At 73.0% G+C, this 23,226-nt stretch carries 21 protein-coding genes; 9 read left to right on the top strand and 12 right to left on the bottom strand.

Features of this window, described 5'->3' with window-relative positions; translation table 11 throughout:
* Positions 1 to 124 precede the first annotated feature (124 nt).
* Complete coding sequence (locus tag ACLQ2V_RS12955) at positions 125 to 1,087, bottom strand: heme o synthase (protein WP_425718674.1); 963 nt, start codon at positions 1,085 to 1,087, stop codon at positions 125 to 127.
* 260 nt (positions 1,088 to 1,347) lie between these two features.
* Here ACLQ2V_RS12955 and tkt point away from each other — a divergent pair, with 260 nt between their 5' ends.
* The 7 genes from tkt to pgl all read left to right on the top strand — a co-directional run bounded on the left by tkt (position 1,348) and on the right by pgl (position 9,985).
* Entirely contained in the window at positions 1,348 to 3,486 is a 2,139-nt protein-coding gene (tkt, locus tag ACLQ2V_RS12950) for a transketolase (RefSeq protein WP_425718673.1), read from the top strand.
* A gap of 16 nt (positions 3,487 to 3,502) precedes the next feature.
* Positions 3,503 to 4,681 (top strand): transaldolase, encoded by a 1,179-nt coding sequence (tal, locus tag ACLQ2V_RS12945; RefSeq protein WP_425718672.1) that lies wholly within the window; start codon positions 3,503 to 3,505, stop codon positions 4,679 to 4,681.
* On the top strand, positions 4,678 to 4,830 hold the full coding sequence (locus ACLQ2V_RS12940; RefSeq protein WP_425718671.1) for a hypothetical protein: 153 nt from the start codon (positions 4,678 to 4,680) through the stop codon (positions 4,828 to 4,830). Before tal ends, ACLQ2V_RS12940 begins: the two co-directional genes overlap by 4 nt.
* On the top strand, positions 4,827 to 6,476 hold the full coding sequence (locus ACLQ2V_RS12935; RefSeq protein ID WP_425718670.1) for a glucose-6-phosphate isomerase: 1,650 nt from the start codon (positions 4,827 to 4,829) through the stop codon (positions 6,474 to 6,476). The genes ACLQ2V_RS12940 and ACLQ2V_RS12935 overlap by 4 nt, the downstream gene beginning before the upstream one ends.
* Before the next feature lie 40 nt (positions 6,477 to 6,516).
* A complete protein-coding gene (gene zwf, locus ACLQ2V_RS12930; protein WP_425718669.1) occupies positions 6,517 to 8,031 on the top strand; it encodes a glucose-6-phosphate dehydrogenase in 1,515 nt (504 codons plus the stop codon).
* 31 nt (positions 8,032 to 8,062) lie between these two features.
* Complete coding sequence (locus ACLQ2V_RS12925) at positions 8,063 to 9,079, top strand: glucose-6-phosphate dehydrogenase assembly protein OpcA (protein WP_425718668.1); 1,017 nt, start codon at positions 8,063 to 8,065, stop codon at positions 9,077 to 9,079.
* Positions 9,080 to 9,214: 135 nt separating this feature from the next.
* The gene (gene pgl / locus ACLQ2V_RS12920) at positions 9,215 to 9,985 is read left to right on the top strand and encodes a 6-phosphogluconolactonase (RefSeq protein ID WP_425718667.1); all 771 of its coding nucleotides are present in this window, start codon (positions 9,215 to 9,217) and stop codon (positions 9,983 to 9,985) included.
* A 166-nt stretch (positions 9,986 to 10,151) separates the two neighbouring features.
* Here the strand turns inward: pgl and secG are convergent, their stop codons facing one another.
* The 8 genes from secG to ACLQ2V_RS12880 form a co-directional block, all read right to left on the bottom strand.
* Positions 10,152 to 10,412: a preprotein translocase subunit SecG gene (gene secG / locus ACLQ2V_RS12915; protein WP_425718666.1), complete on the bottom strand. Its 261-nt coding sequence runs from the start codon at positions 10,410 to 10,412 to the stop codon at positions 10,152 to 10,154.
* A gap of 95 nt (positions 10,413 to 10,507) precedes the next feature.
* Positions 10,508 to 11,299: a triose-phosphate isomerase gene (tpiA, locus tag ACLQ2V_RS12910; protein WP_425718665.1), complete on the bottom strand. Its 792-nt coding sequence runs from the start codon at positions 11,297 to 11,299 to the stop codon at positions 10,508 to 10,510.
* On the bottom strand, positions 11,299 to 12,555 hold the full coding sequence (locus ACLQ2V_RS12905) for a phosphoglycerate kinase (protein ID WP_425718664.1): 1,257 nt from the start codon (positions 12,553 to 12,555) through the stop codon (positions 11,299 to 11,301). Before ACLQ2V_RS12905 ends, tpiA begins: the two co-directional genes overlap by 1 nt.
* Before the next feature lie 52 nt (positions 12,556 to 12,607).
* Positions 12,608 to 13,612 carry a type I glyceraldehyde-3-phosphate dehydrogenase gene (gap, locus tag ACLQ2V_RS12900; protein WP_425718663.1) on the bottom strand — a complete coding sequence of 335 codons (1,005 nt, stop codon included), beginning with the start codon at positions 13,610 to 13,612 and terminating at the stop codon, positions 12,608 to 12,610.
* A gap of 326 nt (positions 13,613 to 13,938) precedes the next feature.
* Positions 13,939 to 14,919: a DNA-binding protein WhiA gene (gene whiA, locus ACLQ2V_RS12895; RefSeq protein ID WP_425718662.1), complete on the bottom strand. Its 981-nt coding sequence runs from the start codon at positions 14,917 to 14,919 to the stop codon at positions 13,939 to 13,941.
* A 54-nt stretch (positions 14,920 to 14,973) separates the two neighbouring features.
* Positions 14,974 to 15,993, bottom strand: a complete 1,020-nt coding sequence (locus ACLQ2V_RS12890) for a gluconeogenesis factor YvcK family protein (RefSeq protein ID WP_425718661.1) — start codon at positions 15,991 to 15,993, stop codon at positions 14,974 to 14,976.
* Positions 15,990 to 16,988: an RNase adapter RapZ gene (gene rapZ / locus ACLQ2V_RS12885; protein ID WP_425718835.1), complete on the bottom strand. Its 999-nt coding sequence runs from the start codon at positions 16,986 to 16,988 to the stop codon at positions 15,990 to 15,992. Before rapZ ends, ACLQ2V_RS12890 begins: the two co-directional genes overlap by 4 nt.
* Before the next feature lie 259 nt (positions 16,989 to 17,247).
* Positions 17,248 to 18,147 carry a hypothetical protein gene (locus ACLQ2V_RS12880; protein ID WP_425718660.1) on the bottom strand — a complete coding sequence of 300 codons (900 nt, stop codon included), beginning with the start codon at positions 18,145 to 18,147 and terminating at the stop codon, positions 17,248 to 17,250.
* Positions 18,148 to 18,214: 67 nt separating this feature from the next.
* Here ACLQ2V_RS12880 and ACLQ2V_RS12875 point away from each other — a divergent pair, with 67 nt between their 5' ends.
* Positions 18,215 to 19,012, top strand: a complete 798-nt coding sequence (locus ACLQ2V_RS12875; RefSeq protein ID WP_425718659.1) for an inositol monophosphatase family protein — start codon at positions 18,215 to 18,217, stop codon at positions 19,010 to 19,012.
* A gap of 60 nt (positions 19,013 to 19,072) precedes the next feature.
* Here the strand turns inward: ACLQ2V_RS12875 and ACLQ2V_RS12870 are convergent, their stop codons facing one another.
* The gene (locus tag ACLQ2V_RS12870) at positions 19,073 to 19,276 is read right to left on the bottom strand and encodes a DUF397 domain-containing protein (RefSeq protein ID WP_425718658.1); all 204 of its coding nucleotides are present in this window, start codon (positions 19,274 to 19,276) and stop codon (positions 19,073 to 19,075) included.
* 22 nt (positions 19,277 to 19,298) lie between these two features.
* Entirely contained in the window at positions 19,299 to 20,153 is an 855-nt protein-coding gene (locus ACLQ2V_RS12865; protein ID WP_425718834.1) for a DUF5753 domain-containing protein, read from the bottom strand.
* Between the two features lie 150 nt (positions 20,154 to 20,303).
* Between ACLQ2V_RS12865 and ACLQ2V_RS12860 the strand changes: the two genes are divergently transcribed.
* Positions 20,304 to 20,831 carry a hypothetical protein gene (locus ACLQ2V_RS12860; protein WP_425718657.1) on the top strand — a complete coding sequence of 176 codons (528 nt, stop codon included), beginning with the start codon at positions 20,304 to 20,306 and terminating at the stop codon, positions 20,829 to 20,831.
* A 44-nt stretch (positions 20,832 to 20,875) separates the two neighbouring features.
* Here the strand turns inward: ACLQ2V_RS12860 and ACLQ2V_RS12855 are convergent, their stop codons facing one another.
* Complete coding sequence (locus ACLQ2V_RS12855; protein ID WP_425718656.1) at positions 20,876 to 23,116, bottom strand: S8 family serine peptidase; 2,241 nt, start codon at positions 23,114 to 23,116, stop codon at positions 20,876 to 20,878.
* Positions 23,117 to 23,226: the final 110 nt, after the last annotated feature.

The following is a 23,226-nucleotide window of genomic DNA, read 5'->3' as shown; positions in this document are numbered from 1 at the left end:
TTCACGCCGCTAAATCCGGAATTACCGCCGCAAAACGACCGCAAAATGTGAACACTGCGTCCCGCGATGTGAACGGAGAGTTGCGTGAGCGGAGGGGCGGGACGCCGGCCCGGCCGGGCCCGGATCAGATCAGCGCGTCGACGGCGACGGCGGCGAAGAGGATCGTCAGGTAGACGTACGACCAGTGGAACAGCCGCATCGGCTTGACCGCCCCGCCCCGGCTCACCTGCCGGCACAGCCGGTGCGCCTCGTAGACGAAGACCCCGCCGGCGAGCAGCGCGGTGACCCCGTAGATCGCGCTCATCCCGAGCGGCCAGAGGGCCAGCGAGGCGAAGAGCGTCACCCAGGCGAAGCCGATGATCTCGGCGTTGACCCGGCGGGGCGAGGCGACCACCGGCAGCATCGGGATGCCCGCGCGGGCGTAGTCGGCCTTGTACTTCATCGCCAGCGGGTAGAAGTGCGGCATCTGCCAGAAGAAGACCACCGCGAAGAGCACCCACGCGGCCGGGGCCAGCGAGCCGGTCACCGCGGCCCAGCCGATCAGCACCGGGGCCGCCCCGCACGCGCCGCCCCAGAAGGTGTTCTGCGGCGTGGTGCGCTTGAGCCAGAGCGTGTAGACCAGGTCGTAGTAGGCGATGGCGGCCAGGGTCAGCCCGGCGGCCAGCAGGTTGGTGAAGGCGGCCATCAGGGCCACCGAGACCACCGCCAGCACCAGCCCGAAGATCAGCGCGTTGCGCGGCGAGACGGTGTGCGTCGGCAGCGGCCGGCGCTTGGTGCGCCGCATCAACTGGTCGATGTCCCGGTCGATGTAGCAGTTGATCACGCTGGCCGCGCCGGCGGCCAGCGAGCCGCCGACCAGCACCACCGCCATCAGCCACAGCGACGGCAGGCCCCCCTCGGCCAGCATCATCGCCGGGATGGTGGTGACCAGCAGCAGCTCCACGATGCGCGGCTTGGTCATCGCGACGTACGCCGACACCATCGCCCGGACGTCCCGCCGGGGTGCCGCCGGCACCCTGGTCGTCACCGTGCGCACCGGCGGCTGCCCGGCAGGATTGCTGACGGGGCGCTCGGTGATCATGCTCACGGATTGCCACCTTCCGGCGTCGGCAGAGGAGGTCGGGGTGGTCGAACCCGTCGGGGCTCACACACGAACCACACACTACGCGTCGTCGTTTTGGCTGCCCGCGCGACCCGACAACGGTGCGGGCGGTCACACCTAAGAGGTAACGACGATCCGGTCACCGAGGTGATAAAGGCATCACCAGATCCTCCGGCGGGTGTTTAGGACCGCTCGATAGGGTCATCACTGAGGGTTCCGCCCAACTGCCGAGGAGCACAACCATCGTGGCTGCCAACCGACCCGAGCAACCCGCACTCAACTGGTCCGACCTTGACCGCCGCGCCGTCGACCTCGTCCGCGTGCTGGCGATGGACGCCGTGGAGAAGTCCGGCAACGGCCACCCGGGCACCGCGATGAGCCTCGCGCCCGCGGCGTACCTCCTCTTCAACCGGGTGATGCGGCACAACCCGGCCGACCCGAACTGGCCCGGCCGGGACCGGTTCGTGCTCTCCGCCGGGCACTCCAGCCTGACCCTCTACACCCAGCTCTTCCTCTCCGGCTACCCGCTGGCCCTGGACGACCTCAAGTCGCTGCGGCAGTGGGGCTCGCTCACCCCGGGCCACCCGGAGCACGGCCACACCCCGGGCGTGGAGACCACCACCGGCCCGCTCGGGCAGGGCCTGGGCAACGCGGTCGGCATGGCGATGGCGGCCCGCCGCGAGCGCGGCCTCTTCGACCCCGAGTCCGAGGCCGGCGCGTCGGTCTTCGACCACGACGTGTGGTGCATCGCCTCCGACGGCGACATCGAGGAGGGCATCAGCCACGAGGCCAGCGCCCTGGCCGGGCACCAGCAGCTCGGCAACCTCACGCTGATCTACGACGACAACGAGATCTCGATCGAGGACGACACCCGCATCGCCAAGAGCGAGGACGTCGCGGCCCGCTACGCGGCGTACGGCTGGCACGTGCAGACCGTCGACTGGCGGGCCGGCGAGGCCGACCAGGGCGACTACCACGAGGACGTCGAAGCGCTGTACCGGGCGCTGCTGGCGGCGAAGGCCGAGACCGGCCGCCCGTCGTTCATCGCGCTGCGCACCATCATCGGCTGGCCCGCGCCGAACAAGAAGAACACCGGCAAGATCCACGGCTCGGCGCTCGGCGCCGACGAGGTGGCCGCCACCAAGGAGCTGCTCGACTTCGACCCGGCCAAGAGCTTCGAGGTCGACGAGAAGGTGCTCGGCCACGCCCGCGGGGTGCTCACCCGCGCCGCGCAGGCCCAGCAGGAGTGGGAGAAGGCGTACGCGGCCTGGGCGCAGGCCAACCCGGAGCGCAAGGAGCTGTGGGACCGGATGGCCTCCCGCACCCTGCCGCAGGGCTGGACCGACGCGCTGCCGACCTTCCCGGCCGACTCCAAGGGCGTCGCCACCCGCGCCGCCTCCGGCAAGGTGCTGGAGGCCCTGGCCCCGGTGCTGCCGGAGCTCTGGGGCGGCTCCGCCGACCTGGCGGAGAGCAACAACACCACGATGAAGGGCGAGCCGTCGTTCGTCCCGGCGATGCACGCCACCAAGGACTTCCCCGGCCACGAGTACGGCCGCACCCTGCACTTCGGCATCCGCGAGCACGCCATGGGCGCGATCCTCAACGGCATCGCCCTGCACGGCGGGACCCGCCCCTACGGCGGCACGTTCATGGTGTTCAGCGACTACATGCGCCCGTCTGTGCGGCTCGCCGCGCTGATGAAGCTCCCGGTGGTCTACGTCTGGACGCACGACTCGATCGGGCTGGGCGAGGACGGCCCGACCCACCAGCCGGTGGAGCACCTCACCGCGCTGCGGGCCATCCCCGGCCTGGACGTGGTGCGCCCGGCCGACGCCAACGAGACGGCGTGGGCGTGGCGGCAGGCGCTGGAGCACACCGACCGGCCGACCGCGCTGGCGCTGAGCCGCCAGGCCCTGCCGACGCTGGACCGCTCGACGCTGGGCCCCGCCGAGGGCACCACCAAGGGCGGCTACGTGCTGGCCGAGGCCTCCAACGGCAAGCCGCAGGTGATCATCGTCGGCACCGGCTCGGAGGTGCAGCTCTGCCTCACCGCGCGGGAGCGGCTGGAGGCCGACGGCACCCCCACCCGGGTGGTGTCGATGCCGTGCCAGGAGTGGTTCTACGCCCAGGACGAGGCGTACCGGGAGTCGGTGCTGCCGCGCGGGGTAAAGGCACGGGTGAGCGTGGAGGCGGGCATCGCGATGTCGTGGCGCGGGATCGTCGGCGACTCCGGCGAGAGCGTGAGCCTGGAGCACTACGGCGCGAGCGCCCCGCACACCGTGCTCTTCGAGCAGTTCGGGTTCACCCCGGACCGGATCGTGGCCGCCGCGCACGCGGCGCTGACCCGGATCGGCGACATCACCGGTTTCACGACCGGCAACTGAGGAAAGCGTGGACGACATGACGGACAGGCTCAGTGAACTCACCGCCACCGGGGTGGCGGTCTGGCTCGACGACCTCTCCCGGGAGCGGCTGACCTCCGGCGGGCTGGACCAGCTGCGCCGGGAGAAGCACGTGGCCGGGGTCACCACCAACCCGACGATCTTCGCGAAGGCGCTCGCCGACGCCGATACCTACGACTGGCAGCTGCGCGACCTGGCCAGCCGTGGGGTGGAGGTGGAGGAGGCGGTGCGGATGCTCACCACGTACGACGTGCGGTGGGCCTGCGACGTGATGCGCCCCTCGTACGACGCCAGCAAGGGCATCGACGGCCGGGTCTCCATCGAGGTGGACCCCCGGGTGGCGCACCACGCCGACCGCACGCTCGCCGAGGCCAAGGCGCTGTGGTGGCTGGTCGACCGGCCCAACCTCTACATCAAGATCCCGGCCACCGAGGCGGGGCTGGGGGCGATCACCGCGACCCTGGCCGAGGGGATCAGCGTCAACGTCACGCTGATCTTCGGGCTGGACCGCTACTCGCAGGTCATGGAGGCCTTCCTCGCCGGTCTCGAGCAGGCCAAGGCCAACGGCCACGACCTGTCGAAGATCGGCTCGGTGGCGTCGTTCTTCGTCTCCCGGGTCGACGCCGAGGTCGACAAGCGGCTGGAGAAGATCGGCTCCGACGAGGCCAAGGCGCTGCGCGGCAAGGCCGCCGTGGCCAACGCCCAGCTCGCCTACGAGCGCTACAGCGAGGTCTTCTCCTCGGAGCGCTGGCAGGCCCTGGCCGATGCGGGCGCCCACCCGCAGCGCCCGCTCTGGGCGTCGACCTCGACGAAGAACCCGGACTACCGCGACGTGATCTACGTCGAGGAGCTGATCGCCCCCGGCACCGTCAACACGATGCCGGAGCCGGTCATCCACGCCTACGCCGACCACGGCGAGACCCGCGGCGACACCGTCACCGGGTCGTACGAGGCGGCCCGGAAGCTCTTCACCGACCTGGAGTCCGTCGGCGTCGACATGCCCGACGTGATCGCCAAGCTGGAGCGCGAGGGCGTGGAGAAGTTCGAGGCGAGCTGGCAGGAGCTGCTCGACGGGGTCCGCAAGTCCCTCGCCGCCGCAGGTCAGGGCAGCGGGCGGCCGAGCCAGGCCGCCGAGGGCAACGCGCAGGCCGCCCAGCAGGCCGGGGGCAACGCGTGACCGATGGTCGTGGGCGCGCCCCGGGGCACCGCCCCGGGGCGCGCCGCGCCACCGGCGTAAACGCCATCGGCGGGCATGCCACCGCCCGGCGGACCACCGCCCGGCACGCCACCGACCGGCGGGCCGAATCGGCCGGCGCGGCCGGGTGAGCGACCTGCTGGCCGGCCCGGCGGAGGCGTCCGCCGGGCTGGTCGTGCACGGCGCGGGCACGGTGGACCCCGCCGCGCCCGCCTCCACCCGCGACGCCCTGACGCTCCTGGGCGTCCCGGCGCGGCTCGCGGCACCGGACGCGACGCTGTGGGGCCCGGAGGTCGAGGCCGAGGCACGCGAGCGGCTCGGCTGGCTGGACACCCACCGGCGCAGCCGGGAACTACTCCCCCAGCTCGCCGAGCTCACCGCCGAGCTGGCCGACCTGGACCACGTGGTGCTGGCCGGGACGGGCGGCTCGGCGCTGGCGGCCGAGGTGATCACCCGCACCCTGGGCCGGCCGCTGACCGTGCTGGACGGCACCGACCCGGGCGAGGTCCGGGCCGCGCTGGCCGACCGGCTGGAGCGCACGGTGGTGGTGCTGGCCAGCAAGTCCGGCGCGACCGTGGAGACCGACAGCCACCGGCGGGCGTACCTGGCGGCGTTCCTCGACGCGGGGCTGACCGAGGCGGAGGCCGCCCGGCACTTCGTGGTGGTCACCGATCCCGGTTCGCCGCTGGAGGCCGTCGCCGCCGAGCTGGGCGCGGTCGCCGTGCTGGCCGACCCGCAGGTGGGTGGCCGGTACTCGGCGCTGACCGCGTTCGGGCTGGTGCCCGCGGCGCTGGCCGGGGCCGAGGTGAGCGAGCTGCTCGACCAGGCCGAGGCCCTCGCCGGGTCGCTGGCCGGCGAGGCCGACAACCCGGCGCTGGCCCTCGGCGCGGCGCTGGCCGCCGCGGCCACCTCCGGGCGGGACACGATCACCCTGGTCGACGACGGCACCGGCATCGAAGGGCTCGGCGACTGGATCGAGCAGTTGCTGGCCGAGTCCACCGGCAAGACCGGGCTGGGGCTGCTGCCCGTGGTGCTGGAGTCCCCCGACGCCCCCGGTGGCGCCGGCCCGGACGTGCTCACGGTCAGCCACGGCGGCGCGCTGGCACCCGGGGCCGTCCCCGGCGGCTGGGCCGCCCCGGACCTGGCCGTCAACGGCCCGCTGGGCGCGCACTTCCTGGCCTGGGAGTACGCCACGGCGCTGGTCGGCGCGGTGCTCGGGGTCAACCCGTTCGACCAGCCGAACGTCGCCGAGAGCAAGGAGAACACCGCCCGGCTCCTCGCCTCGGCCCCGCCACCGCAGCCGCCGTCGGCCGTCGAGGGCGCGATCGAGGTGTACGCCCCGGCGGGCACCCCGACCGACCTGGCCGGCGCGCTGCGCCACCTGCTCGACGGCCTAGACCCCGGCGGCTACCTGGCGGTGCAGGCGTACCTGGACCGGCGCGCCGACGCCGACGCGGCCCGGCTGCGGCCGGCGCTCGCCGGGCTGACCGGCCGGCCGGTCACCTTCGGCTGGGGGCCGCGCTACCTGCACTCCACCGGCCAGTACCACAAGGGCGGCCCTCAGGTGGGCAGTTTCCTTCAGTTGACCGGTACGGTCGACAATGATCTGGCCGTGCCCGGGCGCCCGTATTCCTTCGGGGAGCTCCAGGCTGCCCAGGCCACCGGCGACCGAGAGGCGCTGACCGGTCGGGGGCGCCCGGTGCTGCGGCTACACCTGACCGACCGGTCGGCCGGGCTCGCCCAGCTGATCGATACGGCCCGGCGGTTACGGGCATGACGATGGACCATGTGACACCAGCGGAGCGAGGAGGCGTCCGGTGAACCCGCTGCGCGACGCGCAGGACCGACGACTGCCGAGGATCCCTGAGCCCTGCGCTCTGGTGATCTTCGGAGTGACCGGTGACCTGGCGCGGAAGAAGCTGCTACCGGCGGTCTACGACCTGGCCAACCGGGGGCTGCTGCCGCCCGGTTTCGTGGTCCTGGGCTTCGCCCGCCGCGACTGGGGCGACGGCGACTTCGAGTCGCTGGCCCACGAAGCGGCCAAACAGCACGCCCGCACACCGTGGCGGGAGGAGGTCTGGGCGCGGCTCGCCGGCAACATCAAGTTCGTCGGCGGCTCGTTCGACGACGACGCCGCGTTCGACCACCTCAAGACGAGCCTGGACGAGCTGCGCGACTCCCACGGCATCCACGGCAACGCCGCGTTCTACTTCTCCATCCCCCCGGCGGCGTTCCCCGTGGTGCTCAAGCAGCTCGCCCGCACCGGGATGGCCGACAACGACACCTCCGGCGGCTGGCGTCGGGTGGTGGTGGAGAAGCCGTTCGGCAACGACCTGCCCTCGGCCAAGGAGCTCAACGACCTGGTCGACGACGTCTTCACCGGCCGGGACGTGTTCCGCATCGACCACTACCTCGGCAAGGAGACGGTCCAGAACATCCTGGCGCTGCGCTTCGCCAACAGCCTCTTCGAGCCGCTGTGGAACTCCCGGCACGTCGACTCGGTGCAGATCACCATGGCCGAGGACGTCGGCATCGGCAGCCGGGCCGCCTTCTACGACTCGGTCGGCACCGCCCGCGACGTGCTCCAGAACCACCTGCTCCAGCTCCTGGCGCTGGTGGCGATGGAGGAGCCGACCAGCTTCGACGCCGACGAGATCCGCGCCGAGAAGCTGAAGGTGCTCAAGGCGATCACCCTGCCGAAGGACGTCGCCCAGGGCACCGTGCGCGGGCAGTACCTGCCCGGTTGGGTCGGCGGGCAGCGGGCGGTCGGCTACCTCGACGAGGAGGGCGTGCCGGAGGGCTCGACCACGGAGACGTACGTGGCGGTGCGGCTGGGCATCCAGAACCGCCGCTGGGCCGGGGTGCCGTTCTACATCCGCGCCGGCAAGCGGCTGCCCCGGCGGGTGACCGAGGTGGCCATCATCTTCAAGAAGGCCCCGCACCTTCCGTTCAACGAAGCCGACATGGAGATGCTCGGCAACAACCAGCTCGTCATCCGGGTGCAGCCCGACGAGGGCGTGGTGCTGAAGTTCGGCTCCAAGGTGCCGGGCACCACCATGGAGGTCCGCGACATCGCGATGGACTTCCAGTACGGCGAGGCGTTCACCGAGTCCAGCCCCGAGGCGTACGAGCGGCTGGTGCTGGACGTGCTGATCGGCGACCGTACCCTCTTCCCCGACGCCTCCGAGGTCGAGCAGAGCTGGGCGGTGGTGGACCCGCTGGAGCACGCCTGGGAGGGCACTAAGCCGGAGCCCTACCGGGCCGGCGAGTGGGGGCCCCGGGCCGCCGACGAGATGCTGGCCCACGAGGGCCGGGCGTGGCGGCGGGCGTGAGCGGGCGCAGCGAGCGAACCAGGAGGTTCCGTTGATCGGGCTGTGGGACACCACCGGCAACGAGGTGGTCAAGGCGCTCGCCGCCGAGCGGCGCAGCGCGGGCGGGGTCGCCAGCGGCATGGCGCTGACCCTGATCGTGGTGGCCGACGAGAAGCGGGTCCGGGAGGCGGAGGCGGCGGCGACCATAGCCGCCGCAGCCCACCCGTGCCGGCTGCTGGTGGTGGTCCGCGCCGACGTGGAGCGGGAACGCAACCGGCTGGACGCGGAGATCGTCGTCGGCGGCCGGCTCGGCCCGTGCGAGGCGGTGGTCACCCGGATGTACGGCCGGCTGGCGCTGCATGCCGAGTCGGTGGTGATGCCGCTGCTGGTGCCGGACGTGCCGGTGGTGACGTGGTGGCACGGCGCGCCGCCGGCGGAGATCGCGACGGACTTCCTCGGCGTCGTCGCCGACCGACGGATCACCGACAGCGCGCAGGCCGCCGACCCGATCGAGGCGCTGCGCGAGCGGGCCCGTGACTACGCCCCGGGCGACACCGACCTGGCGTGGACCCGGATCACCCCGTGGCGCACCCTGGTGGCCGGCGCGTTCGACACCACCGACGCCCGGATCACCGAGGCCCGGGTGGTGGCCCCGCCGTCGGACCCGACGGCCGCGCTGATGTGCGGCTGGCTGGGCGGCCGGCTCGGGATCACCCCGCGCTGGGAGCCCACCGACGAGTTCCCCCGGATGCGGGAGGTGGAGCTGAGCTGCGCAAACGGCGACGTGCTCACCCTCACCCGGGAGGACAGCCAGGCCACCTTCCGCCGCACCGGCCAGCACGACCGGCAGCTGCCGCTGGTGCGCCGGCCGCTCGGCGACGAACTGGCCGAGGAGCTGCGCCGGTTGGACGCCGACCAGGTCTACGCCGGGGCGTTGGGCGCGATGGCGGGCGTCTCCGGGCTGGACGAGCGGCCCGCGCAGCGGGTGCACGTCTGGAAGGACCCGGCGACCGCGCAGCGGGCCGAGGCGGGCGTCACCGCCCACGCCGGCACCAGCGCCACCGCCTGACGGCCGACGCGGGCCGGCCGGCGACCCGGCCCGGCCCGCGTCGGGCGCACCGCGCCGTACGGGCGGCCACCGGCCCCCGGGCTGGACGAGAACCCAGGAGACCGCGCGGGCGGTCCGGAGACGAGGGCACGACAGATGAGCGAGGCGAGTGTCGCCGTGCACGCCGACGCCGACCTGCTGGCGCAGGCGGTGGCGGCCCGGATGCTGGTGAAGCTGCTCGACGCGCAGGCCGACCGCGGCGAGGCGTCGATGGTGCTGACCGGCGGGCGGATCGCCGCCGCCGTCTACCGGGCGGTGGGCGCGCTGCCGGCCCGCGACGCGGTGGACTGGACCCGGGTCGACGTCTGGTGGGGCGACGAGCGCTTCCTGCCCGCCGGCCACCCGGAGCGCAACGAGACCCAGGCCCGCGCGGCGCTGCTCGACGCGGTGCCGCTGGACCCGGCCCGGGTGCACCCGATGCCGGCCTCCGACGGCCCCGACGGGGACGACCCGGAGGCCGCCGCCGCCGGGTACGCCGCCGAGCTGGCCCGCGCGGCCCGCCCGGGGCACGCCACGCTGCCCCACTTCGACCTGCTGATGCTCGGGGTGGGCGAGGACGGGCACGTCGCCTCGGTCTTCCCCGGGCATCCGGTGCACCACGACAGCCGCCCGGTCAGCGCCGTGCGGGGCAGCCCCAAGCCGCCGCCGGTGCGCACCACGCTGACCCTCCCGGCGATCAACACCGCCGAGGAGGTCTGGCTGGTGGCCAGCGGCGCGGACAAGGCCCGCGCGGTCGGCATGGCGTTGCACGGGGCCGGGCCGGTGCAGCTTCCGGCGGCCGGGGCGCAGGGCGTCGGTCGTACCCTCTGGCTGCTGGACCGGGCGGCGGCGGCCGAGGTCCCGCCCCGCCTGCGCAGCCTGCGCTGAGCGGCGCGGCCAGGGGCGGCCTGCGCTGAACGACGAGATCAAGGGGCATCCCGCCGACGCGGCGGGGTGCCCCTTTCCCGTGGCCCCTGTGCGGGCGCAAAAGCCCGCGCGCGGCCCGTCGAGGTGACGGGCCGCGCGCGGGCGGACGGCGTTTGCGCGGGCGGGGTCAGGCGGCCCCGTCGAGCTGGAGGCGCAACCAGAGCCCCAACCCGACGATGCAGGCGAACCAGACGATGCCCACCAGCACCGTGTAGCGGTCGAGGTTCTTCTCGGCCACGGAGGAACCGGCAAGGCTGGAGCTGACCCCGCCGCCGAACATGCTCGACATCCCACCGCCCTTACCGCGGTGCAGCAGGATGAGCATGGTGAGCATGACGCTCGTGATGACCAGCAACACGATCAACGTGTATGCGAACCAGATCGGCATGGCTGGGGTCAGTCCTCTCGTTACGATCCTCGCCCGGACAGGTCGGGCACGGCGGCACCGACCGACGGACGGGCGGAGTCAAGAATAGCGAGCGGTCAGCGGCTGATGTGCTCCGGGAACCGGCAGATCTTGGCGAATTCCTCGGCGTCCAGGCTCGCGCCGCCCACCAGGGCCCCGTCCACGTCCGGCTGGGCCATGATCGAGGCGACGTTGGAGGACTTCACCGAGCCGCCGTAGAGGATCCGGACCGCGTCGGCGGTGGCCTGGTCGAAGCTCTCGGCCAGCCGCTTGCGGACCTCCCCGCACACCTCCTGGGCGTCCTCCGGCGTCGCCGTCTTGCCCGTGCCGATCGCCCAGACCGGCTCGTACGCCACGACGACCTTGGTGACCTGCTCCGCGCTCAGCCCGCGCAGCGCGCCGTCGAGCTGGTCGCAGCAGTGCGGCACGTGCCGCAGCTGCTCGCGGATCTCCAGGCCCTCGCCGATGCAGAGGATCGGGGTCAGCCCGTTGGCCAGCGCGGCGGTCACCTTGTCGTTGACCAGCGCGTCGTCCTCGCGGTGGTACTGCCGCCGCTCGGAGTGGCCGACCGCCACGTACGTGCAGCCCAGCTTCGCCAGCATCGCCCCGGAGATGTCCCCGGTGTAGGCCCCCGACTGGTACGGCGAGAGGTCCTGCGCGCCGTAGCCGATCAGCAGCTTGTCGCCCTCGATCGCCGTCTGCACGGTGCGCAGGTCGGTGAAGGGCGGGAGCACGACGCACTCGACGTCGGTGAGCTGCTTCTCGGTGAGGCTCGCGGCCAGCTTCTGCACCAGCAGGTTGGCCTCGAAGTGGTTGAGGTTCATCTTCCAGTTGCCGGCCATCAGCGGCCGGCGGGTGTTCGCCGCCATCAGTCCTCCAGTGCCGCGATGCCGGGGAGGGTCTTGCCCTCGAGGTATTCCAGGGAGGCGCCGCCGCCCGTGGAGATGTGACCGAAGGCGGACTCGTCCAGCTTCAGCGCGCGCACCGCCGCGGCGGAGTCGCCGCCGCCGACCACGCTGAACGCGTCGGCGGCGAGGATCGCCTCGGCGACGCCCCGGGTGCCGGCCGCGAACGCCGGCATCTCGAAGACGCCCATCGGCCCGTTCCAGAAGATCGTCTTAGCCTCGGCGAGGGCGGCCGCGAAGCCGGCCACCGTCTCCGGGCCGATGTCCAGCCCGACCCGGTGGCTCGGGATGGCGTCGGCACGGACGGTGTCGTGCGCCGCGTCGGGGGCGAAGGCGTCCGCCGCCACCACGTCGACCGGGAGCAGGATCTTGCCGTCCGCGCGGGCCAGCAGGTTGGCGCAGGTCTCCACCATCTCCTGCTCCAGCAGCGACGTGCCCACCTCGTGGCCCTGGGCCTTGAGGAAGGTGAAGCACATCCCGCCGCCGATGAGCAGCCGGTCGACCTTCGGCAGCAGCGCCTCGATCACCGCGAGCTTGTCGGAGACCTTCGAGCCGCCGAGCACCACCACGTACGGGCGCTCGGACTCGCCGGCGAGCTTCGCCAGCACCTCCACCTCGCGCAGCACGAGGCGGCCGGCGACGTGCGGCAACCGGGCCGGCACGTCGAAGACGCTGGCGTGCTTGCGGTGCACCGCGCCGAACGCGTCGTCGACGTACGCCTCACCGAGGGCGGCGAGCTGGTCGGCGAACGCGCCCCGCTCGGCCTCGTCCTTGCTGGTCTCCCCCTTGTTGAAGCGGAGGTTCTCCAGCAGGGCCACCTCGCCGTCGGCGAGCGCGTCGACGGTGGCGCGGGCGGAGTCGCCGACGGTGTCCTCGGCGAAGCGCACCTGCGCGCCGAGGAGCTCGCCGAGGCGGGCCGCGACCGGGCGGAGGCTGAACTTCGGGTCGGGCGCGCCCTTCGGGCGGCCCAGGTGCGACAAGAGCACGACCTTCGCGCCGGCGGAGGTCAGGGCGCTCAGCGTCGGCAGCACCGCCCGGATGCGGCCGTCGTCGGCGATCCTTACTCCGTCCGGAGTGCCGCCTTGCGGCGCGGAGGCGGAGTCATGATCGTTAATGGCGCCGGTCTGCTTGTCGAGCGGGACGTTCAGGTCGGCGCGCACGAGCACGCGCCGACCCGACACCCCCTCGGCGAGCAGGTCGTCGAGGTTACGGATGGTCACAGAGCCAGCCCTCCGTTCGTGACTGCGGGGCTCGCAAGCTCACTCCTCGCACTCACAGGGACTGACCCACCAGCTTCACCAGGTCGACGAGGCGGTTGGAGTAGCCCCACTCGTTGTCGTACCAGCCGACGACCTTGACCTGGTTGCCCACGACCTTGGTCAGCGGCGCGTCGAAGATGCACGACGCCGGGTCGGTGACGATGTCGGCGGAGACGATCGGGTCCTCGTTGTAGACCAGGACGCCCTTGAGCGGGCCCTCGGCGGCGGCCTTCAGCGCGGCGTTGACCTCGTCCACGGTGGTCTCGCGCTCCACGTTGACGGTGAGGTCGGTGGCCGAGCCGGTGGGGATCGGCACCCGCAGCGCGTACCCGTCGAGCTTGCCCTTGAGCTCCGGCAGCACCAGGCCGATGGCCTTCGCGGCGCCCGTGGAGGTCGGGACGATGTTCAGCGCGGCGGCGCGGGCGCGACGCAGGTCCTTGTGCGGCGCGTCCTGCAGGTTCTGGTCCTGCGTGTACGCGTGGATCGTCGTCATCAGGCCGTGCTGGATGCCGAACGTGTCGTGCAGCACCTTCGCCATCGGGGCGAGGCAGTTGGTGGTGCAGGAGGCGTTCGAGATGATGGTGTGCTTCGCCGCGTCGTACTGGTCGTGGTTGACGCCCATGACGACCGTGAAGTCCTCGTTCTTCGCCGGGGCGGAGATGATGACCTTCTTGGCGCCGCCGGCGACGTGCGCCTTGGCCTTGGTGGCGTCGGTGAAGAAGCCGGTGGACTCGATCACGACGTCCACGCCCGCCTCGCCCCACGGCAGCTTCGCCGGGTCCTTCTCGGCGAACGCCTTGATGGCCTTGCCGCCCACGATGATCTCGTCGGCGGTCGCCTTGACCTCGTGCGGGAGCCGGCCCAGGATGCTGTCGTACTTGAGCAGGTGGGCGAGCGTCGCGTTGTCGGTCAGGTCGTTGACGGCCACGACCTCGATGTCCGCGCCGGATGCCAGCACGGCCCGGAAGAAGTTACGGCCGATACGGCCAAAACCATTGATGCCAACCCGGATGGTCACAGGTTCCGTCTCCTCGCGTTCAGATCCGCCGGCGTCAGCAGCGGGGCGGCGAGGTGATGTACGCCGTCCGTTGGAGCCGGCCGATCACAGTTGATGTCGGCCACCCCGCCACGGTCTGCTAGACCTGACCGCCCGAGGCGGTGAGCACGGCGAGGAGTGCCAGTGCCGGCCTCCTTGCCGTACCAACCGACCCTATCCGAGCCCTTGTCGGCACCCCGCGCCGGGTGGTGATCCTTTAGGCGGTGCCGGGGCCCCGCGCACCCCGGTCACACCGGCGCGCCGACGCACGGCTGCGGGTCACCGGCGCACCTGTCGTCACCGCCCCATCACACCACGAGCATGTCGGGCGTGACGGCCGCTTCCGTATCCGGGATGCCCAGGTCACGGGCCCTCTTGTCGGCCAGCGCCAGCAGCCGGCGGATCCGCCCGGCGATGGCGTCCTTGGTCAGCGGCGGGTCGGCGAGCGCGCCCAGCTCCTCCAGCGACGCCTGCCGGTGCTCCAGGCGCAGCCGGCCGGCGGAGGTGAGATGGTTGGGGGCGTCCTCGGCGAGGATCTCCAGCGCCCGGGTGACCCGGGCGGCGGCGGCCACGGCGGCCCGCGCCGAGCGGCGCAGGTTGGCGTCGTCGAAGTTGGCCAGCCGGTTGGCGGTGGCCCGCACCTCCCGGCGCACCCGGCGCTCCTCCCAGGCCAGCACGCTGGAGTGCGCGCCCACCCGGGTCAGCAGCGCGGCGATGGCGTCACCGTCCTTGACCACCACCCGGTCCACGCCGCGCACCTCGCGGTTCTTGGCGGTGATGCCGAGCCGGCGGGCCGCCCCGACCAGGGCCAACGCGGACTCCGGGCCGGGGCAGGTGATCTCCAACGCGCTGGAGCGACCCGGCTCGGTCAGCGAGCCGTGCGCCATGAACGCCCCCCGCCAGGCGGAGACCGCGCAGCAGACGTTCGCGGCCACCACGTGCGGCGGCAGGCCCCGCACCGGTCGGCCCCGCACGTCGAGCAGCCCGGTCTGCCGGGCCAGCGCCTCGCCGTCCTTGACCACCCGGATGAGGAAGTGGCTGCCCTTGCGCAGCCCGCCGGAGGCGAGCACGTGGATCTCGCTGGAGTAGCCGTAGACCTCGGCGATCTCCCGGCGCAGCCGCCGGGCCGCCGCCCCGGTGTCGAGCTCGGCCTCCACCACCACCCGGCCGGAGACGATGTGCAGCCCACCGGCGAAGCGCAGCAGCGCCGCCATCTCCGCCCGCCGGCAGCAGGGCTTGGGCACGTCGACCCGACTCAGCTCGTCCTTGACCGCAGCCGTCATCGCCATTGTGCGCCCCCTCACGGACCGGTTCCGGCGTGTTGCCGGACATTACGTACGTGCTTAACGATCGGCACCCAGGACAGGCACCAGGGCGGCGCCCAGGGCGGCCGGATCGTGACGGGGTTCGCCGTCGGTGACGGCGACCGGGGCAAGGACCAGCCGGGCACCCAGCGATTCTGCCGCACGCTCGACCGGGCCGGGATCGCCCACCGCCTTGGCGTCGGCGAGCACCGCGTCGACGGTCAGCGCGGGCAGGTATTGGCGCAGGGTGGCCACGTGGTCGGCCAGGGAGAGCCCGAGGGTCTCCTTCTCGGCGGCCAGGTTGAGGGTGACCAGCCGGCGGGCCGGGCTGGCGACGATCGCGGCGGCCAGCTCCGGCACCAGCAGGTGCGGCAGCACACTGGTGTACCAGCTCCCCGGCCCGAAGATCAACCAGTCGGCCTCGGCGGTCGCCGTGACCGCCTCCGCGCAGGCGGCCGGGGTCGCCGGGGTGAGCCGCAGCGACTCCACCCGGCCGGTGGTGACCGCCACCCGGTGCTGCCCGCGCACCGTGTCCACCTCGTCGGGGCGCGCCGGGTCGGCCCCACGCACCCGGGCCTCGATGCCGACCGGCTGGCAGGACATCGGCAGCACCCGGCCCACCGTGCCGAGCATCGCCCCGGCATGCTCCAGGGCGGCGACCGGGTCGCCGAGCAGCTCGATCAGCCCGCAGAGCACCAGGTTGCCGACCGCGTGCCCGGCCAGCCCGTCGTCGGTGTCGGCCCGGTCGCCGGGGGTGCCGGCGAAGCGGTGCTGGAAGAGCCCGGCGCTGCGCCGGGTGGCCGGGTGGTCGCCGGCGAGCGCCACCAGCGCCTGTCGCAGGTCCCCCGGGGGCAGGCCGCCCCGGCGGGCGCGCAGCCGGCCGCTGGAGCCGCCGTCGTCGCCGACGGTGACCACGGCGGTGAGGTCCAGGTCCAGCTCCGGGGCGCAGCGGCGCAGCGCCCGCAGGGACGCCGAGAGGCCGTGCCCGCCGCCGAAGGCCACCACCCGGGTGCGGCGCCCGGCGGCCCGGCTGTCGATCGGGGTCGCCGCCGCCGTCATTCCCGCCCCAGGTCGCGGTGCTGGGCGTGGGCCGCCAGCCCCAGGTGGCGCAGCCGGGCGGCCAGTTCCTCGGAGATGGCCACGCTGCGGTGCTTGCCGCCGGTGCAGCCGACCGCCACGGTCAGGTACCGCTTGCCCTCCCGCTCGAACCCGGCGGTGGTGGCGTTGACCAGGTCGGCGTACGTGCCGACGAAGGCCTCCGCGCCCTCCTGACCCAGCACGTACGAGCTGACCGCCGCCTCGCGGCCGGTGTGCTCGCGCAGCTCCGGCACCCAGTACGGGTTGGGCAGGAAGCGGGCGTCGAGCACGAAGTCGGCGTCCGGGGGCAGGCCGTACTTGAAGCCGAAGGAGAGCACGGTCAGCCGCAGCCGGCGGGCGTCCTCCGCGCCGAAGAGCTCCTCGATGCGGCGGCGGAGCTGGTTGACGTTCAGGTGGCTGGTGTCGATGATCACGTCGGCCTGGTCGCGGGCCTCCTCCAGCAGCCCGCGCTCCACGGCGATGCCGTCGGCGAGCCGCCCGTCGCCCTGCAACGGGTGCGAGCGCCGCACGCTCTCGAAGCGCCGGATCAGCACCTCGTCGTCGGCGTCGACGAAGACCACCCGGGGGGAGAAGCCGCGCTCCTTGAGCTCGCGGATCGCCCCCACCAGGTCGGTGGAGAAGGCGCGCGAGCGCACGTCCAGGACCATCGCCGTACGCCGGGCCGCGCCGCCGGCCTTCAGGGCCAGCTCGGCCATGTCGAGCATCAGCGCCTGGGGCAGGTTGTCGACCACGTAGTAGCCGACGTTCTCCAGCGCCCGCGCCACGGTGCTGCGGCCGCCGCCGGAGACCCCGGTCACCACCACGAGCGTGGTCTCCCCGGTGCTCTCCGCCGTCAGCGCCGGGGTGGCGACGCTCTCCGCCGTCGCGGCGCCCGCCGCGCCTGTCGCGCCTGTCGCGCCTGTCGCGCCTGTCGTCGGTGTCGGTGTCGGGTCGCCGGAGGGCGACGCCTCGGGCATCCGCGCCTCGTCCACTGCCTACTCCCCACGGGTGACGCCACGGTCGAAGTGACCGGGCATGGCCGATCTGCGACTCTATCCCGCCGACCCCCGTCGATCGGCCCACTCCCGCCCCGCCGCCGCCGCGGCCCCTGCCCCGCCTTCCCGCCGCCTTCAAGATCCGCGCATCTTCGGGGAAAATGCTGCCTGAGCGGCCAGCCCAGGCAGCATTTTCGGGGAAAATGCTGCCTGGGATCTTCGGGGCGCGGGTGGGGAGGGGTCAGTGGCGGCCGTGGAGGGTCTTGACCCGGTCGCGGCCGAGCACGTCGAGGTAGTCCCACGGCTCGTCGAGGCAGGAGTCGACCTCGGCCGCCCCGATGATCCCGGTCAGCCGCTTCGCCAGCTCGTCGGGGTCCGGCCGGAGCTGCTCGCAGAGGTGCACGTGGACCGCCCGCAGCGCGCCGCCGATCTCGCCGGGCTCCTCCTCGTACGTCTCCCAGGCGTCCAGCAGCGGCACGACGATGCGGTCCCAGGCACGGGCGGCCCGCTCGACCACCAGCAGCGTCTCCTCGGTCGCCGGCCGCTCGGCCAGCACCCGTACCTCCTCGACGATCGCCCGGCCGGCCCGCTCGACGTCGGCCAGGTCCCACCGGTCGCCGCCGGTCGCCTCGTCGGCGAGATTGTCGACAATCCGACCGACGTCGTCCAGCTCGGCGGCGGTCGGCGGCGCGAGCCGCCCGGCGTACGCCAGCAGTCTGCTCTCCAGGACCCGGTCCGTGGCCGCCCACTCGGCGACCAGCGCGGCCAGTCGCCGCGCGGGCACCTCGCGCGCGATCTCGGTCAGCTCGGCGACCCGGGGGTCGGCCTCCGGCACCGACGACGAGCCGGCGGCCGAGGACCAGTCGAAGCCGTCCCGCACGGCGGCGACGGTGAGGGCGACCGCGTGGGCGCAGAGCTCCGTGTCGGCCGGGCAGTCGCACTCGGTGGTGAAGCCGTCGGGGGTGATGCCGACCCAGACCTCGTACGGCGGCTGCCCGGCCTCCCGGAACACCCCGGACGCTCCCCCGTCCTCGCTGGTGATCGCCGCCGGTTGCCCGGCGGCCAGGAGCTTCTCCGCCGCGTCGCAGGCCACGGCCCCGGCCTCGCCCCGCAGGGCGTCGATGTCGATGCGTACCGCCATCGGGCCATCTAACCGGGCGGGTACGACACCGCCGCCGGCAGGGCGGACCGCCTTCTATCCTTCGTGGATGCCAACGACCGATCGGGATCTCGTCGTCGCCGCCGCCCAGGCGGGGGCCGCCGTGGTGCGGGCGCGCTACGGCGCGGCGACGCCCCACTTCGCGAAGGGCGGGGGCGACTTCGCGACCGCCGTCGACATCGAGGCGGAGCGCGTCATCGTCGAGCTCCTGCGCGCCGCCCGGCCGGACGACGCCGTGGTGGGTGAGGAGAGCGGCCGTACGGGCCCCGACCAGGCCGAGCGGGTGTGGCTGGTCGACCCGCTCTGCGGCACGCTGAACTACGCGGTGCGCGGCACGCTGGTCGCGGTGAACGTCGCGCTCCGCACGGGCACGCGGAGCACCGTGGCAGCCTCGGCCGACCCGTTCACCGACGAGATCTTCTGGACCGACGGCGAGGGCGCGTGGGTGCGCCGCGACGGCGGGGACGAGCGCCTGGCGCCGTCGGGCGATTCGCGCCTGGTGGACGTCAACCTCGACCCGCCGTTTCCCAACGAGCCCGACTTCCGGGCCGTCGCGCTGCTCGCCGAGCCGGGCTTCGTGGCGCGGTTCCGCCCACGCGTGGTCTCCACCACCCTGGCGCTGGCCTGGGTGGCGGCGGGTCGGCGGGCCGGGTACGTGACCGACGGTGAGCTGCGCGACAGCGTGCACTTCGCCAGCGGCATCGCCCTGTGCCAGGCCGCCGGTTGCGTGGTGACCGACCTGCGGGGCGAGCCCGTGCACACGGGCGCGGGCGGCCTGGTCGCAGCGGCGGACCACGAGACGCACGCCGAGCTGCTGACCCTCATCGCCCGGCAGCTCGCCGGCTGAGGCGGCCCCGCAACACGCGCGATCTTGAACGCTTCACGTTCCCGGTGAACACGAAGTGTTTCAGGTCCGGGTGCCGGCCCGCAGGCCGGCGACGAACGACGACCAGGCGGCAGGGCCGAAGAGGAGCACCGGGCCGGCCGGGTCCTTGGAGTCCCGCACCGCCAACGCGGCGGGCAACTCGGCCACCTCGACGCAATTGGAATCGTTCGCACCGCTTCGACTGCTCTTGTGCCAGTGCACCTGTGCCAGCTCCGAGGGGGTCATCGGCAGCGCTCCAAGGGTGGGCTCAGTCCGGCACCTCGGCAGCAAGTCGCGCAAGCAGGTCCGCAGACCGGTCGGGGTCGAGTGCCTTGGCCCGAAGATGGTCGAACATGAGTTTATATCGGGCCACCTGCCGATCCTCTTCCAGCAAGAGGGTGCTGGTGTCGTTGCTGAGATAGACCACCGCCGGGTCCAGGAGCGGATCGGCGTAACCCAGCAGGGTGAAGGCTCCACCCATCGCCGCGTGCGCTCCGGCGGCGAACGGCAGGACCTGGATCTCCACGGTGGGCAGTTCGCACGCCTCTACCAGGCGCGTGAGCTGCGCACGCATCACCTTCGGGCCGCCGACCACCCGGCGGACGGCCGCCTCGTCCAACACGGCCCAGAGCGCCGGCGGCACGTCTCGGGACAACAGCGCCTTGCGAGCGAGCCGCGCCGCAACCACCCGGTCAGTCTCGTCCTGGTCGGCGGTGCTGCGGCCCGCCTTGACGATCGCACGAACGTATTCCTCGGTCTGCAACAAGCCCGGCACATAGAGGCTCTCGAACGCGCTGATCGACGTGGCCTCGGCCTCGAAGCCGACGTAGTCGTCCGGCAGCACGTCGCCGTACGCGCTCCACCAGCCCTTCTGCCGGGACTGCCGCAGCAGCGCGGTCAGCGATTCCCGATCGTCGGCGGTGGCCTGGTAGAGGTCGAGCAGCGGCGGCAGGTCCTTGGGCATCACCCGCGAGTGCCCCAACTCGAAGCGGATCACCTTGGTCCGGTGCCAGCCGAGGATCTTGGCCACCTCCTCGGCCGTGTGCCCGGTGCCGTCGCGCAGGCGGCGCAGTTCGCGCCGCAGCCGTCGGGCTCTGATCGTCGGACTCGGCACCTGCGCCACCGTCAACACCACCTCCACCGTGAGTAGTCGATTCTGCCCGGAGAGCCACCGCAACTCAAGCACCATTTCGCCGAACATTGCGACGTTGCATTTCCTCTCGACATGGTCCACTCTCTTGGTAATCACTCACTTACGGAGAGGCAGGCGCTGGTGACCGACAATCGATCTTCGCGGTGGGGGCGGGCCGAGCAGCCCGTCGAGCAGGACGACCTGGCCGCCCTGCTCGACGGGGCCGACGTCTCCGAACGGGTCCGGGCCGCCATCGCCCGCGCGCTGGCGAAGCCGGACGCCCTCGACATGTACGCCAACGCCCTGATCGCCCGCTACACCACCGAGCGGGAGCGGGGCTCGGGGCGCAACGGCCCTCCCGCCGGGGCGTACCGGATGCCGCTTCGGTGGACCTTGCACGTGACCTACCTGGCGACGGACCTGGCGGAGGCCCGCGACCAGGCCGCCATCTACGCGGACGGGCTGACGACCCTGCGCCCGGAGTTGGCCGCCAACGCCGCGCTGCTCTCCCGGGCCGACGCCTGGAACCACGTCGAGCCGGTCTTCTGCGGCCGGACTGGCCCCGACGACGAGGTGTGCATGGACGTCACGGGCCATCCGGGGTTCCACAGCGCGGCCGGGCTCGGCGGCCTGTGCTGGGGCGACGGGGACGACGAGCCGGGGCAGTAAAGATCCTGGCCGTCGACGAAGCGGCCCGGTCGGGGGTCAGAGAGTCAGAGGGTCAGCTTCCAGCCTTCGAGCAGGCCGTCGTACTCGGCGACGTTCTCGACCCGCAGCTTCCAGGTGCCGCCGGTCGGCTTCCCCGACAGGTCGGTGACGAAGGCTTCGCGGGCGTTCGCCCGGTACGACCCCTCGTAGCTCTCCTTGAGCAGGAACTCCTGCCCGCCCGGCGCGATGATGGAGATTCGGAGCTCCCGGAAGTACGGGTGAGCGATGTTGGTCTCGATGTAGCTGGTGGTCGACGGCGCCCGGCCGCAGTTGGGCACGCTGATCGGTGATTCGACCGCGCCGAGGCCCGGGAGCCGCAGGTCGACGGTGGAGATGCCACCGCACGCGGGCGGCGGCAGGTCCGCGCCCGCCAGGTTGAGCCGCCACGAGTCGAGGAACCCGATGCCCTGGTTCAGGTAGTCGTTGACGTACAGCTGCCAGGTGCCGTTCGCCGGTTCGGCCGACAGGTCGTAGGTGAACGTGTAGTCGATGTCGTCGCCGCTGCCGCCGGTGTGATCCAGCAGGTAGTACCAGGTGCCCCTGGGCGAGATCAACCGCACGTCGAGCTCCCCGATGACGGGGTGGTCGATGTGCACCTCGACCGTGCTGTTGCGGGCGGCGGCACCGGCACAGCCGGTGAAGGTGATGGGGGCGTAGAGGCTGTCGTAGTCGCTGATCGCCCGGTCGGTGCCGTCCGAGCCGACGCAGCCGGGCACGTCGTCGACGCGCAACTGGAAGGCCACCGGACGGATCACCCCGGCTCCGGTGCCGAGCACCGTGACGGTGTAGGTGCCGGCCAGCGTCGTCGACCCCGTGCTGATCCGGAGCGTGCTGCTGGCGTTCGAGGAGATGCTGGCGGGCTGGAACGTGGCCGTGACGCCGGCGGGCAGGCCCCGGACCGCCAGCGAGACCGGCTGGGCCGCGCCCCTGGTGACGGTGCCGGCGATCGTGGTCGAGACGGTGCCACCGGGCGTGACGGTGCCGCTCGCCGGGGTGGCCGTCAGCGTGAAGTCGTTGGCGGGGGTGGTGGCGCTGACGTGCAGCAGCCGGTTCGGCGAGCCGACGCCCGCGTCGGTCACCACCTCGGGCGTGGCGTCGGCCAGCAGCGCCTGGGTCACCTGCGCCGGCGCGTACGTCGGATGGTCGGCGAGGATCAGCGCGGCCGCCCCGGTGACGTGCGGGGTGGCCATCGACGTCCCGGAGGCGGTGCGGGTGGCCGTGTTGCCGCCGATGTACGCCGAGGGGATGTCGACGCCCGGCGCGAAGAGGTCCACACACGTACCGATGTTGGAGAACGCCGCGCGCGCGTCGTTGGTGCCGGTGGCGGCCACCGTGATGGCCTCGGGGACGGCGGCCGGGGCTTTCGTGCACGCGTCGGCGCCGTTCTCGTTCCCCGCCGCCACCGCGTAGGTGACGCCGTCGGCGATCGACCGTCTCACGGCCTCGACCATGGGCGCGAAGACCGGGCCGCCGAGGCTCATGTTCGCGACGGACAACTCCCCGGGGTCATGGTCGCCGGTCACCCAGTCGACCCCGGCGATCACCTGCACGTAGTTGCCGCTGCCGGTGCAGTTGAACACGCGGACGGCCACCAGTTGCACGTTCTTGGCCACGCCGAAGGTGGACCCGCCGACCGTGCCGGCCACGTGGGTGCCGTGGCCCTGGCAGTCGGTGGCGTCGGCGTCGTTGTCGACGAAGTCCCAGCCGGAGACCGCCCGCCCGGTGAACTCGTTGTGGGTCAGGTTGATCCCGGTGTCGATGACGTAGGCCCGCACGGCCGGTGAGACGCGGGGGTAGGTGAACGAGTTGTCGAGCGGCAGGGCGCGCTGGTCGAGCCGGTCGAGGCCCCAGGACGGGGTCGGGCTCTGCACGTCGGCCACGGAGAGCGTGTGGTTCTGCGTCACCGACGCCACGGCCGGGTCGGCGGCGAGCCGGCGGGCGCCCCGCTCGGAGAGCCGGGCCTCGAAGCCCCGCAGGGCGTGCCGGTAGACCGGGCCGACGCCGCCGCCGTGGCGCGACGTGAGGGAACGGGCGGTGGCGGGCACGGCGTCGGCGGAGACGGCGGAGTCCCGCAACACGACGATGTAGGAGCCGGCCACGGCGGTCGGGCCGCCGGCGGCGAGGATCTCGCCCTCGGCCGGGACGGCGAGCGCGGGCGCGGCGGTCGCGGTGAGGGCCAGCGCGGTCGCTGCGGCGGCGATGCCGCAGCGCAGCGGGGAGAACCAGCGCGGTCCGGTCCGGGTCATGGTGATCTCCCCTGCTGCCAGCGACGCGCCCGGGACCGACCCCGTCGCACCCGTCACGCGACAGGGTCGGGGAAGCTCCGGACAGCCATACCCTCGTCATCATGGCCACT

Origin of the sequence: Micromonospora sp. DT233 (genome assembly GCF_049841815.1) — a bacterium.
Classification (GTDB): domain Bacteria; phylum Actinomycetota; class Actinomycetes; order Mycobacteriales; family Micromonosporaceae; genus Micromonospora.
The sequence above is the reverse complement of the archived record's forward strand: the minus strand, read 5'-3'. Positions and strand labels throughout refer to the sequence as shown.